Consider the following 16,651-nt stretch of genomic DNA (forward strand, 5'->3'; position numbering starts at 1 on the left):
GGGATAATAATTGTGCGGAAACAAAATTCTTTAAAAACAGATAGACTATGAATTTGAAGGGTAAAGTTGCCTATATAACTGGCGGAACAAAGGGAATTGGCTATGGAGTTGCTCAATCTCTATTGCAACAAGGTATGAAGGTTGCGATTAGCGGAAGAAGTATTGAAGGAGCTACCCAAGCCGCAAAAAGTTTAGGAGATGAAGCAAATGTACTTGGGATATCTTCTGATGTTTCAAAGCTTGTTGATGAGGTTGATGCCGTTAAGAAAATCATCGAGAAATGGGGGCAATTGGATTTTGTTCTTGCCAATGCTGGTGTGGGCCATTTTGCACCTATTGATGAAATGGATGAAAGTGAATGGCATCAAATGATCAATGTGAACCTTAATGGCGTTTTTCATACATTAAAAGCTTCAGTGGAAGCATTAAAAAAATCTGAAGGTTACTATATGACCTTGGCAAGTTTGGCCGGGACCAATTTTTTTGCTCAGGGTGCCGGATATAATGCCACTAAATTTGGTGTGGTCGGCTTTACACAGGCAGCAATGTTGGACTTGAGAAAATACAATATCAAGGTAACTACAATAATGCCGGGTTCTGTGGCAACTCATTTTAATGGAAATGAACCTTCTAAAAAAGATTCATGGAAAATACAAGCAGAGGATATTGGAAAGCTTGTGGTTGATTTGTTACAAATGAATCCTAGAACACTGCCAAGCAAAATAGAGGTCAGGCCTACACGCCCGGATTTAAAGTAATCATACCTTTTTTTCAGTAAAAGGAATACGGGAGTCGCAGATCTCCAAGATTATCCTCTTTAAATAAGTTTCAAAAGTATTAAGGGTATCATGGTCTATATTGATTCCATCTGAATAAAAGGGTAAAAAGCCTTGGCTTAAATTTTTAAAAGAGTAAATCCCAGCCTGTAAAGAATTGGCATCATGCTTTTTCGAATATAAGAATGCATAGCATAGCAATTGAAATGCCTTGCTTTTATCGTAATTTAAAACGAGTTCTTCCCAATCTGTAACTTTGACATTTCTAGGCTCTACTTTTCCAGTTTTATAATCAATTATTCTGGTAATACCATCAATTTGGTCAACCCTATCCAATGTGCCTTTGAGCTTTATAGGAAAATCCAATTCTGGTATATTCAGTTGCACAACCAGTTTTTCTTCTAATCCCAAGATTTTTATTTCATGTTTCTCCACTTGTTTTATTTCTTGGGCGATAAAATTCTGTAGATATTTTACAATTACATTAAACACCAAGAGAAATTTGCCTTTTAAAATATCGACTCCAGGTAAGTTTTTGTAAAAGTGTGTTTTTACCACCTCTGGAGTTTTTGTTGCCAAGTCAGCGGTATTCTCCAATGTTAAAATTTTATTGATAAGAGGCTGATATAGTTCTTCTAAACTATCATGTACTATTGTGCCAAACGTGTTGGCGGCTATCGTTTCTTCAACTTCAGAAACATCATTTATTTTTAGAATATTCTTTTTATAGAACTCAAGTGGGTTTCTAATGTAATTGGTTAAAGATGTTGGTGAAAACCCTTTATCTGCGAAGTTCACTATGTCTTTTACAAGTAACGGACTTTTAGATACCTCAGATATAGGGGTTGGTGAAATTTTAACTTGAGGAGATGCAATATTATGTGTAACATATTTTGAAACGTTGTCATCCGCAAGTAACTGAGAGATTAGCCTGCTTTTCTCACCACCTTCTAAAACGTCTGGTTCAGTATTATAGATGATATGAATATTTTTGGCACGCTGAATCAATCTATAAAAATGATACGTATATATGGCGTCCTTCTCTTTGTATGTGGGCAGTCCATATTCTTGTTTTACATCAAAAGGAATAAAGGAATTGTTAGATTTTCCGGAGGGAAGTATCCCTTCATTTACGGATGTGAGTATTACCGTTTCAAAATCCAGATTTCGACTTTCCAACATACCCATTATCTGTAAGCCGGATAAGGGCTCACCAATAAAATCCAAAGCTTCCATGGTTGCTAGTTGCTTAAACAAGCTTTTGACGGACTTTAATCCTGTTTTAAAGGCAATGGAACTTAAATGAATTCTTAGCTGGTTAAACAAGGTGTAAAATCGATATAAAGACTCAAGCTCTTGGGAATTCTCTGCTTCACTAAAGATTTTTTTTAAGTTTTGAATGAGCAACAAACAATTGTCTATCCATTGTAAGGATGAGACAGTTTTGGGCGGGAACATAACTTCCAACGTCTGTTTTGCTCCAACATATTTTGAAAGGACGGTATGACTGAGATAAAGCCTATTGGTTTCTTTGATATCCCTTGGAATTGCTTTTGCAAAGTCAATTTTTTGAGAAGCCGAAATGGATATGCTGTATGGATTTGATAGAAATTCTAAAACATCTTTGTAAAACCATCCTTTTTCCGTGTTAGCTATATTGAGTTCTAAAAAGGATAGAAAAAATGAATATAGTACTGTTTTATTAAGAGGTAGACCCATGGTAATGTTTACCTCATTGATTTCATTTGGAATAGCCTGAAGAATAGGATTTAGCAAAGATTCATCCGCAAGAACAAGAGCCGTGTTTTTAAGCCCAGTATGAGATTCTGAGTTAATCTTCCTTAAAACTTCACCAACATATTTGGCTTGAGAAATACTTTTGGGAACACCGGTGATAGAAATGTTTTTTGAGGATAAAAAACTAGTATGAACTCCAGTTAGGTTTCTGGTTCTATAATATGGCCATTGCCTTGTATAATTCCTAATGAAAAGCCCTGCATCGTGGATCGCATCATCTAGAAAATAGGAATCAATATCCCAATAGATTTGGCTATTGGTGTGTTCAAGAAAGTATTGTATAATGTTTGATTCTGCAGAATTGAGAGCATTGAAACCTATAAAAACTAAGGAATCATTTTTGTTGGTTTTACAATAATCCTCAAGATTTTCATTTGTCTTTCTATAGATTAGGCCTTGATATCCTTTCTTTTGGGTTAAAAGCGAAGTAGTAAAAGAATCGTATAAAGATTCAAGACTGTTCCATAGCTGTAAATAGTTTTGAATCAGTTCTGTTTTCTCAGTTTTTAATGACCAATGATTGAGTTCTTTTATGGCAGATAGGTAGTTGAGGATATCCTTGGAAGGAATAAGATATCTGTCTATCTCATTAAAATCTTGAAGTAGCGTTTGCCCCCATTTTAAAAAAGTATAAAAGTCATCATGAGCTTCTATTTTGGAGCTTTTATAAACGGAATAGAGTTGTATAAGTAAGTCTATGGAAGATGCAGAGGTAATACCAGAGATGTCTTCAACAAAATCCTCTATAGCTAGAATTTTTGGGCTAAAACTGTTTTTGGTAAGACTATGGGAAATATGTTTTTTTAGAAAAGTACCCGACCGTTTACTGGGTAGTACAAAAGTTAACGACTCAATAGCCACTTCTTTTTCTAAAAGGTCATCCAGAACATATTGAAGAAAACTTTGATGCATATGCTAAAAATAAAAAAGGCCCTGCATTTGCAGGGCCTTTTTTGAAAAGAAAACTAAGTTTTCTAATTCTTATTTTACCAAGTTGATTTCAACTCTTCTGTTTTGAGCTCTTCCAGCTCTGTTGTTGTTAGTTGCGATTGGCTTGTCTTCACCATATCCGATAGCAGTTAATCTATCAGCACCAACACCTTTGTCAATCAAGAAGTCTCTTACAGAGTTAGCTCTTGACTCAGAAAGTTTTTGGTTTGTTTTAGCGCCACCAACACTATCAGTATGTCCTTCTACTGTAAACTTAGCAGTAGGATACTCATTCAAGATAGTGATGATATCAACCATTACAGAAGTAGATTCTGCTTTGATAGAAGATCTACCAGTGTCAAACAAGATAGTTCTCGCATAGTCGTTCAATTGTTTTTGAACTTCTTCAGTTACTTCTGGACAACCGTTGTTAGCAACAGTACCAGCTACTTGTGGACATTGATCGTCTTTGTCAAGAACACTGTCACCATCAGCATCAGGCCAAGGGCATCCGTTGTTCTCAGCAGGACCAGCTTCGTTAGGACACTGATCATCTTTGTCAGCAACACCGTCACCGTCAGCATCTGGACAACCAGCTAAGGCAGCAAGACCAGCTTCGTTAGGACAAGCATCATCTTTATCAGCAACACCGTCACCGTCAGCATCTGGACAACCGTTCATTTCTTTAGAACCAGCTTCGTTAGGACAGCTATCTTTGCTATCTTCAATACCATCGCCGTCAGCATCTGGACAACCGTTGAATGCTTCTAGACCAGCAACTTCTGGACAAGCATCGTCTTTGTCATAGATTCCATCACCGTCAGTATCAGTTCCACCAAATTTGATGCTAATACCTGCCATGTGTTGGAAATGCTTTACTAAGTAATCTTCAAAAGCATGTTTGTACTGAGTTTGTAATGTTAACCCGATATTTTCTGAAAACCAGATGTTAACACCAATACCTGCATTTGCAGTACCAGCACCAATTTCGTCAACCCAAGTATAACCACCACCTATTTCCGCAAATGGATCAATAGTTGTGTTTTTAAGGAAGTTGTACTTAATGGTACCATCAATAGCATAATGTGAAAGATCATCAACTGCTTGGTCACCATTGTTTTCAATTCTATTTAAAGAACCTCTTGCACCTACAGAAAACCCACTTCCAACATATTTGGATACAGCCACGTAAGAAACGGAAGGCAAGATGTTCCAGTGGTCACCAACGTTGAAGTACTCATCAAACAATGTAGTACTTGAGAACGGGTTGTTCTCATCGTTGGTAGGATAAAGGTCAATTGCGTTAACCCCAAAACTAATCTGCCACGGATTATTCTCGTCTTGCGCTTGTAGGTTGTTAGCGCCTAAAACTAATAGGGCAACAACTAATAATTTGCTAAGATGTTTCATGCTCAAAATTTTAAGTTTAAGTGTTTATCAGCAGCAAATGTAAGTTGTTAAGACTTATTAACAAAATCAATTTTTCTTTTTTTTTGACGCATTACATAGAACATTTACTGCATTTCAACGATTTTCAATGATTTCCCAACTTCGATGAAGGCATTAATTGCTTGATCCAAATGATGCTGTTCGTGGGCTGCTGACAGTTGTACGCGAATACGCGCCTTACCTTTTGGGACTACTGGAAAGAAGAAACCTATTACATAAATACCCTTCTCTAAAAGCATATCTGCCATTTGTTGGGAAAGCTTAGCGTCATATAACATTACCGGAACTATGGCGGAATCACCATCAATAATGTCAAAACCCGCTTGTTTCATTCCTTTTTTAAAGTATTCTGTGTTGCGTTGAAGTTTATCTCTCAACGAAGTATCCTTGTCCAACATCTCAAAAACCTTGATAGAAGCACCTACAATGGCTGGGGCAAGGGAATTGGAGAACAAATATGGCCGAGATCTTTGACGCAATATTTCTATAATTTCTTTTTTACCTGTAGTATACCCTCCCATTGCACCTCCAAGTGCTTTGCCTAAAGTGCCAGTAATAATATCAATGCGATCCATAACTCCTTTTTCTTCCAGGGTTCCTCTTCCCGTTTCGCCAATAAATCCAGCTGAGTGGCATTCATCAATCATTACCATAGCATCATACTTATCCGCTAAGTCACAAATTTTATCTAGGGGCGCTAAGAGTCCATCCATGGAAAAAACACCGTCAGTAACGATAATTTTAAATCTAGCGCCGTCTTTTTCACTTTGCTTGAGTTGAATTTCCAAATCGGCCATATCATTATTCGCATACCTATATCTTTTGGCCTTACAAAGACGAACACCATCAATTATGGATGCATGGTTTAATGAATCTGAGATAATGGCATCCTCTGCTGTCAATAAAGGCTCAAACACGCCTCCATTAGCATCAAAAGCGGCAGCATACAATATAGTATCCTCCGTGCCATAAAAATTGGCAATCTTTTCTTCGAGCTCTTTATGGATATCCTGAGTACCGCAAATAAACCTGACCGAAGACATACCGAAACCATGAGAGTCCAGCGCATCCTTTGCTGCTTGTACTACATCTGGGTGTGATGAAAGCCCCAAATAATTGTTCGCGCAAAAGTTAATGACCTCTTGTCCTGTAGATATTTTTATAACTGCATCTTGTGGAGATGTGATGATACGTTCTTTTTTAAATAGGCCTGCCTCTTTTATGGCGTCCAACTCATTTGTAAGATGCTCTTTTATTTTTCCGTACATAGTTTTTAAGTTTAAAGGAAAACGGGATTTATTTTGTGATCAATATAGACAATAATAGTATGTTTAATTTCAAAATCCATCTCTTTTAGCACATCAGCATATTGAGTGATCTGTTCTTTATGAGATGGAGATGTTTTTCCAGTTTTATAGTCAATAATTGTTGCTTCATTATGTTTGATTGCAATCCGGTCTGGGCGCAATGAACCTCCATTTATGGTAAGAATCTCTTGCTCATTCAATATTTGATACTGATCCGTGAAATATTTTTTCAGTTCTGGATGATTGACGACACCAAGTATCTTTTCTTTTAAATAATTCGTGGCATCTTCAGGAATATGGCCGGATAACCGAAGTTTTTCAAGGACATGGGGAACATTGTCACTTGTAATGATATTGCTTAGTGCGAAATGAATAAGATTACCCATTTCAATAGCCTCTCTTTTTTCATCATCCCATAAATGACTGGATTTTGTTGAAATGGTAAAACCAGGATCTTCCTTTTGCCTTGTTAGATAGGAAATATGAAGATTTTTGGTGGAAGAGGCAGAAGTAGTAGCATTATTTTTCTGAGATACGCCAAAAGCATAAACTTGCTGATCGTTTTTAGGAACATCCTGGCTTTGCAAGTAGCAATAAAACAAATCCGAATAAGAGGTTGAATTCATTAAGGAGGGACTGTTCTTGCTTGCTTCAGAAATAATATAGAGTGCTTTTTCAGCCCTGGTCAATGCCACATACAATACATTCATGGCATCCAATTCCGTTTTTTTTACTTCATCAATATATACATCCGCCGTAATCTGATTGTAATGCAACATTTCTTGGTTCGTGTTGATTAAGAATTCATCTAATCCAAAATCATCTTCGTCATTAACTTTGGAAACCCATGATTTCTTTTTCTTTCGTTTATCATCTATTATCGCATTGGCAAACGGAAAGATGACTACTGGAAATTCTAGACCCTTGGCCTTGTGAATGGTCATAATTTTAACAGCATTAACATTATCTGGAGCAGTAATGGAAAGGCTTGCCTTTTTCTTCTCCCAATATTTTAGAAAGGAATGTAATCCTGGCCCATCTCTTTTTTCTACTAGCAATACCTCATCCATTAAAAAAGAAAGATAGGCAGCTGCATTTACGGATAGGTCAAATTGGATGATGGCCTTTTCAAGAATGGTGAAAACCGATTGCCCTTTTAAACTGTTCAAATGAAACCCATAGGTAGTGGAAAACAACTCTTCAATCTTATCTATATTGGATGATATAAAATCATGCTTTTCTTTTTTAGCCAAAAACAATAAAGCTTCATAGCGTGCTTCTTTATCATTTAAATCATCCATCACTTTTAGTATTGAAATAAGAAAACGAACCTTTTCATTGTTGTTCAACAACAAAGAATCTGAAGAAATAATAGGAATGTCGTTTTCGGATAGAAAATTGGCTAAAAGCATACCTTTATTATTGTCACGGACTAGAATACAAATGTCAGAGAAGGGGTGGTTTTTAGATGTAACTTCATCAACAGTTTTTAGAACCTCATTACAATAGGCTTCTTCCTTGTCGTTGATGTTATTGTCCAAAAATGATAATTGTACAAAACCGCCAGATTTGTTATTGGGTTTTTGATTGCAGCCTTCTAAAAAAAGATTTTTGTAATCCTCACCCTTTAAAAATGGGGCAACCAATGTGAAAAAACTATTGTTGAATTCGACAATTTCACTATAACTTCTCCAATTTGTATCCAAAGTGTTAATACTTGGCGCTACTGCAAAAGGATGCGATTTTAAATTAATAAGGTTTAAGAATTGTTCCGCTCTACCTCCACGCCATCTATAAATAGCCTGCTTTACATCTCCAACAAGAAATAAGGAACCATTTTCTTTTCTTTCATTTTCACTTTCTAGGGCATTTCCAATTAAAGGAATCAGGTTGTTCCATTGCATTTTAGAAGTATCTTGAAACTCATCAATAAAATAGTGCCTGTATTTTTCTCCCATTCTTTCATAAATAAAAGGAACAGGTTGGTCTTTTATTTCTTTTGATAACAATGAATTTAATGACGAAATTGGGATGACATCTTTTTCAACTTCTATGTTCTTGATTTCTTTTGCAATTTCATTCAACAATGTAAGCGGAACTATGTTGCCATAAATATTCTTGTAGAAGCTGCGTTTGTAAATATTTTTTTTGATCGATAAAAAACTTTCTAAAACAATGTTTCCCAGATGGGTAACATCTCTTTTGTCCGCAGCTTTAAGGATTTTATGCTCAAGTAAGTTTTGTTCTAATTTATTGTTATAAAGCACTTTAATGCCAAACACTCCATCAATTATTTTTCTGAAATGATTGGGAAGGGTCTGTCTTGGAAAATCAGAGGAATCAAATCCTTGATTTTCAATTTCCTGAAGTACTTTTTGCGCTTCAGTGCTAACATTGCTTTCAATCACTGCTATTTGTGAGGTGATATTCTTTTGAATTTGTTGAAAATCTCTTATTGATTTTGATAACAGTTTTTCTACATGCCCAGAATGATTTTCTTGAAAAAGTAACTTTCCAATTTCCACTAGATCATATGAAATATTCCAACTCTTGTCATCATCAATCTTTTCAAGTGAGAATGCTAATAAAACTTGAGTAAGTTCCTTATCGGTTCCAGCTCTTTCCAATAAATGTCCCACAGCCTCTTCCAAGAGCAATTCAATGTCCAACTCTACCTCAAAATTTTGCGAAAGCTGAAGATCACGTGCAAAGGTCTTTATAATCTTATGATTGAATTTATCAATCGTGGAAACCTCAAAGAATGAGTAGTTGTGCAAAATCCTTTTAAGTACTGTTTTGGATCGTTGCTGAAGTTGTTCGACGCTTAATGAAAGGTCTTGGCAGATTTCATGGAATAGCGCCCCTTTATTTTTATCACTTCCAAAAGCGTGAAGGTTATCCAAAATCCGGGTTTTCATTTCGCCTACAGCTTTATTGGTAAAGGTAATGGCCAAAATCTGCCTAAACTTTACAGAGGAGTCATTGGACAGCAGCAATTTAAGGTATTCCTTGGCCAAGGTATAGGTCTTACCAGAACCGGCAGATGCATTGTATATTTTAAAGTTGGTACCCTCCAAAAAGTTTTTCTTGCAAATTACGGATTACCAACCTGAACTTTACATTGAATTTCATGAATATATATCTTAAAACCGTATTTTTACAAGAATCATTAATAACTTAAAAACAATATAATTATGGCTTTTGAATTACCAAAATTACCCTATGCATATGATGCTTTAGAGCCACATATAGACGCAAGAACAATGGAGATTCACCATACGAAGCACCATAATGGATATACCACTAAATTAAATGGTGCAATTGGAGGAACAGAGTTGGAGGGAAAGGGAATCCTTGATATTTTAACCAATTTGGACATGTCCAATGGAGCAGTGAGAAACAATGGAGGTGGATTTTACAATCACTCTCTTTTCTGGGAAATAATGTCTCCAAATGGAGGAGGAACACCAAGTGGAGATCTGGCTACAGCTATTGACGATGCTTTTGGTTCTTTTGATGCGTTTAAAGAAAAATTTAGCGCAGCTGCTGGTACAAGATTTGGATCTGGTTGGGCTTGGCTTTGTGTTAACAAAGGAGGTAAGGTTGAGGTTTGCTCCACTCCAAACCAAGACAATCCCTTAATGCCGGGATCAGGATGCGAAGGACACCCTATCTTAGGATTGGACGTTTGGGAACATGCATACTATTTAAATTATCAGAATAGAAGACCAGATTATGTGGCGGCCTTTTTTAATGTAATTAATTGGGACAAGGTTTCAGAAAATTACGCAGCCAATAAATAATTAGGGCACTCATTCTATTAAATTTAAGAAGGCCGAGCACAATTTTGTGCTCGGCCTTTTATTTTATAAATACCTTAAATAGAAAAGGGTGAGGAAGCCCTCACCCTTTTCGTCCCAAATCTTACCATAAACTTAACCTACTTATGCTATGGCAAAACTAAATTACTGGTATTGTGAGAAATAACAAAAGTTTTTGAGGAAATTTTTGATTTTTTGAAAAAAAACTGCGGATAATTCAGTGAGGAAATTTGTTAAATCCTTGGGGCTCAAATATAAAGAAGGCGGAGATTTCCCCGCCTTCTTTCCCCAAATCTTACCATGAACTTAACCTACTTATGCTATGGTCCTCCAAATGTAAACCAAGGCCGAGCATCAGGAGAAAGCTTTTAGATGAAACCCACGTTATTTGGTTGAATTACCAACCTTGTGGTTAGAGCGTACTAATACTAAAGAAAAGGATTACGTGATGCGGTACTTGGATTACTTAAAATAAAAAAGGTGGAATAGCTTCCACCTTTTTTGCCCCAAATCTTACCATGAACTTAACCTACTTATGCTATGGCAATACTAAAGTAGGTTTGACTTTTGCCCACTAACCAAAAAGACGGCAACATGCACGTTTCATCGATGAAATGCACACATTAACTTTAATTTAGGTAGGCCAGGTTAATATGCTCTTTCGTTCTTCCCTTCGTAGAAATTAATAAAAGCCCTATTTACGACCCTATTTCCTCCAGGGGTAGGATAATCTCCTGTGAAATACCAATCTCCTAGGTTTTTTGGACATGCCTGGTGTAAGCTTTCAATACTTTGATAGATAATGTCTACTTCAGCATTAATACCCTCTGGACTCAAGATTTGAGCAATCTTTTTCGAAATTTGCTCGGGAGTAAAGGGTTCATAAAATTCTTTAACATGGTTAACAACTTCCTTGTCTTTAGAATTAGTTTGAGTTAAGCACTTTTCATAGATGGCCTTTATTTTGTCCGTGGTTCCATTTTCTATATGAAGCGCTTGAGCCGCTTTAAAAGCAACAAAGTCCTCCAGTTTGGCCATATCTATTCCATAACAATCTGGATACCTTATCTGTGGTGCTGAAGAAACTACTATTATTTTTTTAGGAGACAACCTATCAAGAATTTTTAAAATACTCTTTTTTAAGGTTGTGCCCCTAACAATACTGTCATCAATTATTACCAGATTGTCATTTTCCTCTACAGAGCCATAGGAAATATCATATACGTGAGTTACAAGGTCATCTCTGCTACTATCCTGCGTAATGAACGTTCGTAGCTTTGCATCCTTAATAGCCACCTTCTCAATGCGAGGTCTAACCTCCAAAATCCTATGAAGCTCCTCACCAGTAATTTTTGGACCTAAGGCTAAGATTTGTTCCTCTTTTTTTGCGTTAAGGTAGTTCTGAGCCTCCTTTACCATACCAAAGAAAGAAGTCTCGGCAGTATTGGGAATATATGAAAAGACTGTATTTGCCAAATCATCATTAATGGCTTTTAAAATTTTTGGGAACAAGAGTTTACCCAACATTTTTCGTTCTTGGTAAATCTCTTTATCACTTCCTCTTGAAAAATAGATGCGCTCAAAAGAACATGCTTTTCTTTCAGTGGGTTCAAGTATTTCTTCCAAATGGACAGTTCCTTTTTTCTTTATGATTATTGCATGCCCAGGGTCTAATTCCTTAACATCATCATATTTAACATTAAAAACAGTTTGAATAGCAGGTCTTTCTGAAGCTACAACGACAAACTCATCATCTTTATAGTAATATGCTGGTCTTATTCCTGCAGGATCTCTAACTACAAAAGCATCTCCATGACCCAACAAACCGGCCATAGTATAACCACCATCCCAGTTTTTGGAAGCTTTGGTCAATATTTTTGCCACATTAAGTCGTTCCGCAATTAAGGGTGAAGCTTCCCTTTTATTAAATCCTTCTTTTTTTATTTGTTTGTAAAGCTTGGCAACGGCATCGTCCAAGAAATGCCCTATTTTTTCCATTACGGTAACGGTATCGGCCATTTCTTTTGGGTGCTGACCTAATGTAATAAGGTTGTTGAAAAGCTCATCAACATTGGTCAAATTAAAATTACCAGCAACAATAAGGTTGCGGTGCATCCAATTGTTTTGCCTTAAGAATGGGTGAACGCTTTCAATACTATTTTTCCCAAAAGTGCCATATCTAACATGACCCATTAATAATTCACCGATATATGGAATGTTCTTTTTTTGAAGTGCAACATCATCTACATATTCTGGGTGTTGGGTCAAAGAAGTATTAATGCGATCATTAATTTGAGCAAATATATCCTGTATGGGTTGCTGTTGCGCAGAACGCACCCTGCTCATGTATCGCTCTCCAGGATCCATATCTAGCTTTATACTTGCAAAACCAGCACCATCCTGACCTCTATTGTGCTGTTTTTCCATCATTAGGTACATTTTGTTTACGCCGTAGAAGGCTGTACCATATTTTTCTTTGTAGTACTCCAGAGGTTTAAGCAAACGGATCAGTGATATTCCGCATTCGTGCTTAATCGCATCACTCATATGTATATAAAATAAAAAAGCCCCGAAATATTTCAGGGCAGTTATTTATGTTAATTCAATATTGAATTGTGTCAATTCTTTAAACTGCAACAAACGTTTATCAATCTCATGCTTTTGCAGTGTTATCATTCGTTCTGTTCCAAATTTCTCCACACTAAATGAAGCTAGATTGGAACCGTGAATAATGGCATTCTTTATGCTTTCAAAAGAAATATTTTTGGTCTGGGCTAAATAGCCAGCAAATCCGCCAGCGAATGTATCTCCGGCTCCAGTAGGATCAAAAACTTCCTCTAATGGTAATGCGGGAGCAAAAAATATGTGCTCATCATGAAACAAAAGAGCGCCGTGCTCTCCTTTTTTGATAACTACATACTTAGGTCCCATTTCCTGTATTTTGGCCGCTGCTTTCACCAAGGAATATTCTTTGGTCAATTGGCGAGCTTCCTCATCATTTATGGTAATGACATCAATATGCTTTATTACATCAACCAACTCATCCCATGTATTATCCATCCAAAAATTCATGGTATCCAAAATGATAAGCTTTGGTCGCTCTTCCATTTGATTAATTACACCCATCTGAATACTTGGGTGTAAATTTCCAAGCATGACCACATCGGCATCTTTGAAGTCTTCTGGAACTATAGGATTAAAATCACCTAAGGTATTCAGTTCTGTAACTAAAGTATCTCTGGAATTTAGGTCATTATGGTATTTTCCTTTCCAATAAAACGTTTTACCACCTTTAACGATTTCGACTCCGGAAATATCTATGTTTCGGTCAGTAAAAATATCTAAATAAGTCTGTGGAAAATCATCTCCCACAACGGAAACTATTGCAGATTCTACTTTAAACTGATTAGCAGCTAAGCCTATAAAAGTACCTGCTCCTCCTAATATTTTACCTGTCTTGCCAAATGGGGTTTCAATAGCATCAAATGCCATACTCCCTACAATAAGCAATTTGCCCATTTATGTAAATTTGCTGCAAATATACACTTAGATATTCCATTTATCATAACAGAGGGTATAATTAAGGAGAAGGAGAATCCATTGTACAAAAAGAGGCTTACTTTCTTCCAAAATCCGCAGGAATTTCACCCCAAGCCTTGGTTTCCCATTTGGCAATAGGAGTATTGTAGGAGTTTTTCTTCAACCATTCCTCAGCACGTTCAATAAGTTCAAACACTACTTTGTTTTTAGTGTTTTTCTTCAACTTGGTGCCGCATTTTTTCTTTCTTACCCAACCCATTGCAATTCTGGAATCTGAATAAAGAATGCGGGTGCTTTTGTTGTTTTTTAGAAAGGCCAATCCATGCACAAGAGCTAAAAACTCACCTATATTATTGGTTCCCTGTTCAAAAGGGCCTTGTTTAAAAAGTGTTCTTTTGGTTTTAGTATCTACGCCTTGATATTCCATTTTACCAGGATTGCCACTGGAAGCGGCATCCACCGAAATAGAATTATAATTTGGCTCTCCAATTTTTAATAGTTCTTCTTGAGTTAACTCCTTTTTGTCTTTAGATTTTCCTTTGTATTCCAAATAATTGCTGTTAAAGGCCTTCTTTGCTTCCGCAAAGTCCTGAAAAGATTTATACTGTGCTCCTTTAAATCCTTCTATTTGGGCTTTACAATCTGCCCATGCCTCATAAATACCAGGTCGCTTACCCTTCCAAACAACATAAAATTTTCTCTTATTGGCCATCTTTCAAAAGAAGTTTTTCTATCACTTTTGGAAAATGATCATATTCCAATTGGTGCACTTTTTTGGCTATAGAATCGGCATCATCACTTGAAACGACCACTGTTTTAGCTTGAAATATAACAGCGCCTTCATCATAATTCTCATTGACATAGTGAATAGTTATTCCAGTTTCTGACTCTAAATTATCCTTTACTGCTTGATGGACTTTAGCGCCGTACATGCCTTTTCCACCATATTTAGGCAGCAATGCTGGATGAATGTTAATAATGGTATTTGGGAAAGCTTTTATTAAAGAAGCGGGGACTTTCCACAAAAAACCAGCTAAAACAATTAAATCTGGGCTTAGCGCTTTTAGAAGTTTAACAACACGATCAGAATCAGTAAAAGCAGCTCTGTTAAAATAAAAAGCTGGAGTTTTAAGTCTGTCACAACGTTCTAAAACCGCAGCGGTTTTTTTATTGGTAAGTACGGCAGAAACCTCTATTGAGGGGCTTTCCCTAAAAAAAGAGATGATATTTTCGGCATTTGAACCACTACCTGAGGCTAAGATTACTATTCGCTTCATTTGGGGACTTCTACTATGATTATTGGCCTGTATTTATAAGGCTAAAGTAATATTCTGGAGCATAAGATGTTTAATTTAAGGCACATTTTATAGACAAATGGTGTATTTAATCCAAAGTTTTATATTTTTGCCAACGATTAAATTTTTAAAACCGATATAATTATGTCAGACATTGCATCAAGAGTAAAAGCTATCATCGTTGATAAGCTGGGTGTAGATGAGAATGAAGTAGTGCCAGAAGCTAGCTTTACCAATGATTTAGGAGCGGATTCCTTGGACACTGTTGAACTTATCATGGAGTTTGAAAAAGAATTTGACATTCAAATTCCTGATGATCAAGCAGAGAACATTGCAACTGTTGGTCAAGCCATTAGCTATATAGAAGAAGCGAAGTAATTTTATGATATCTTACTAAAGACTTTAAATTATCCATGTGATGATCATCACATGGATATTTTTTTTAATTTAGGTTCTAAAGGTTAAAAAAATAGTTCAATGCAGTTAAAGCGAGTAGTAGTTACCGGAATGGGTGCGTTAACACCCATTGGCAACAATTTAGGGGCTTATTGGGAAGGACTAAAGAATGGTAAAAGTGGTTGTGCGCCCATAACGTATTTTGATACGGAAAAGTTCAAGACTAAATTTGCCTGCGAACTTAAAGACTATAACCCACAAGATTTTTTTGATAGAAAGGAAGCTAGAAAACTGGATAGGTTTGCGCAGTATGCCTTGGTCTCTGCAGATGAGGCTATTGCAGATGCTAAGTTAAATCTGGATGAGATAAACAAATTGCGGGTAGGTGTTATTTGGGGAGCAGGAATTGGAGGTTTAGAAACCTTTCAGCAAGAAGTTTTAAACTTTGCTGATGGTGATGGAACCCCAAGGTTTAACCCATTCTTTATTCCGAAAATGATAGCAGATATTGCACCGGCCAATATTTCCATCAAGCATGGATTTATGGGACCAAACTATACAACGGTTTCTGCATGTGCGTCATCTGCAAATGCCATGTTCGATGCCTTAAACTCCATACGTTTAGGATATTGTGATGTAATTGTAACAGGAGGAAGTGAAGCAGCAGTTACTATTGCTGGAATGGGTGGCTTCAATGCCATGCATGCATTATCTACTAGAAACGAAAGCCCAGAAACAGCTTCAAGACCATTTGATGGAACCAGAGATGGTTTTGTTTTAGGAGAAGGAGCAGGTGCTTTAATTTTAGAAGAGTATGAGCATGCCAAAGCAAGAGGGGCAAAAATATATGCAGAGGTTTTGGGAGGTGGATTATCCAGTGATGCCCACCACATGACCGCTCCACACCCAGAGGGTATCGGGGTTGTTGAAGTGATGAAGAATTGTTTGGAAAATGCAGGACTGAAACCAGAAGATGTAGACCATATAAATACTCATGGAACTTCTACACCTTTAGGAGATGTGGCCGAACTTAAAGCCATTTCTAAAGTTTTCGGAGATCATGCAAAGAATATAAATATTAATTCTACGAAATCAATGACCGGGCACTTATTGGGTGCTGCAGGTGCCATTGAAGCCATCTCGGTTATATTGGCAATGGAAAATGGTCTTGTACCTCCAACTATAAATCATGGTACAGTTGATGAAAATATTGATGCTTCCCTTAATTTGACTCTTAATAAAGCTCAGAAACGAGAAGTTAATGTAGCGATGAGCAATACTTTTGGTTTTGGCGGACATAATGCCTGCATTTTGTTCAAGAAATTAGGGTAGTTTTGTAA

At 36.6% G+C, this 16,651-nt stretch carries 12 protein-coding genes; 4 read left to right on the forward strand and 8 right to left on the reverse strand.

Annotation, left to right across the window (positions count from 1 at the left end):
• Positions 1–47: 47 nt before the first annotated feature.
• Positions 48–758 (forward strand): SDR family oxidoreductase, encoded by a 711-nt coding sequence (locus LV704_RS09555; protein ID WP_163420601.1) that lies wholly within the window; start codon positions 48–50, stop codon positions 756–758.
• Here LV704_RS09555 and LV704_RS09560 read toward each other — a convergent pair whose 3' ends face one another.
• From LV704_RS09560 to LV704_RS09575, 4 genes are all read right to left on the reverse strand, one after another.
• On the reverse strand, positions 759–3,485 hold the full coding sequence (locus LV704_RS09560) for a PD-(D/E)XK nuclease family protein (protein WP_163420600.1): 2,727 nt from the start codon (positions 3,483–3,485) through the stop codon (positions 759–761).
• A gap of 69 nt (positions 3,486–3,554) precedes the next feature.
• A complete protein-coding gene (locus LV704_RS09565) occupies positions 3,555–4,913 on the reverse strand; it encodes an OmpA family protein (RefSeq protein WP_163420599.1) in 1,359 nt (452 codons plus the stop codon).
• Positions 4,914–5,017: 104 nt separating this feature from the next.
• Entirely contained in the window at positions 5,018–6,220 is a 1,203-nt protein-coding gene (kbl, locus tag LV704_RS09570) for a glycine C-acetyltransferase (protein WP_163420598.1), read from the reverse strand.
• A gap of 11 nt (positions 6,221–6,231) precedes the next feature.
• A complete protein-coding gene (locus LV704_RS09575) occupies positions 6,232–9,336 on the reverse strand; it encodes an exodeoxyribonuclease V subunit beta (protein ID WP_163420597.1) in 3,105 nt (1,034 codons plus the stop codon).
• Positions 9,337–9,453: 117 nt separating this feature from the next.
• On the opposite strand from LV704_RS09575, the gene LV704_RS09580 reads away from it, so the two are divergent.
• Positions 9,454–10,062 carry a superoxide dismutase gene (locus tag LV704_RS09580; RefSeq protein ID WP_163420596.1) on the forward strand — a complete coding sequence of 203 codons (609 nt, stop codon included), beginning with the start codon at positions 9,454–9,456 and terminating at the stop codon, positions 10,060–10,062.
• A 666-nt stretch (positions 10,063–10,728) separates the two neighbouring features.
• On the opposite strand, the gene LV704_RS09585 is transcribed toward LV704_RS09580, so the two are convergent.
• From LV704_RS09585 to LV704_RS09600, 4 genes are all read right to left on the reverse strand, one after another.
• Positions 10,729–12,627 carry an amidophosphoribosyltransferase gene (locus LV704_RS09585; RefSeq protein ID WP_163420595.1) on the reverse strand — a complete coding sequence of 633 codons (1,899 nt, stop codon included), beginning with the start codon at positions 12,625–12,627 and terminating at the stop codon, positions 10,729–10,731.
• A gap of 45 nt (positions 12,628–12,672) precedes the next feature.
• Positions 12,673–13,599 carry a PfkB family carbohydrate kinase gene (locus LV704_RS09590; protein WP_163420594.1) on the reverse strand — a complete coding sequence of 309 codons (927 nt, stop codon included), beginning with the start codon at positions 13,597–13,599 and terminating at the stop codon, positions 12,673–12,675.
• A 97-nt stretch (positions 13,600–13,696) separates the two neighbouring features.
• Positions 13,697–14,332 (reverse strand): viroplasmin family protein, encoded by a 636-nt coding sequence (locus LV704_RS09595; protein WP_163420593.1) that lies wholly within the window; start codon positions 14,330–14,332, stop codon positions 13,697–13,699.
• Positions 14,322–14,897, reverse strand: coding sequence for a phosphoribosylglycinamide formyltransferase (locus tag LV704_RS09600; protein ID WP_163420592.1), 576 nt, complete (start codon positions 14,895–14,897; stop codon positions 14,322–14,324). The genes LV704_RS09595 and LV704_RS09600 overlap by 11 nt, the downstream gene beginning before the upstream one ends.
• Before the next feature lie 162 nt (positions 14,898–15,059).
• On the opposite strand from LV704_RS09600, the gene LV704_RS09605 reads away from it, so the two are divergent.
• Together LV704_RS09605 and fabF are read left to right on the forward strand one after the other, a co-directional pair.
• Positions 15,060–15,293 (forward strand): acyl carrier protein, encoded by a 234-nt coding sequence (locus LV704_RS09605; RefSeq protein ID WP_010519573.1) that lies wholly within the window; start codon positions 15,060–15,062, stop codon positions 15,291–15,293.
• Positions 15,294–15,392: 99 nt separating this feature from the next.
• Positions 15,393–16,643 (forward strand): beta-ketoacyl-ACP synthase II, encoded by a 1,251-nt coding sequence (gene fabF / locus LV704_RS09610; protein ID WP_163420591.1) that lies wholly within the window; start codon positions 15,393–15,395, stop codon positions 16,641–16,643.
• Positions 16,644–16,651 lie beyond the last annotated feature (8 nt).

Source organism: Flagellimonas sp. CMM7, from assembly GCF_021390195.1.
GTDB lineage: Bacteria > Bacteroidota > Bacteroidia > Flavobacteriales > Flavobacteriaceae > Flagellimonas.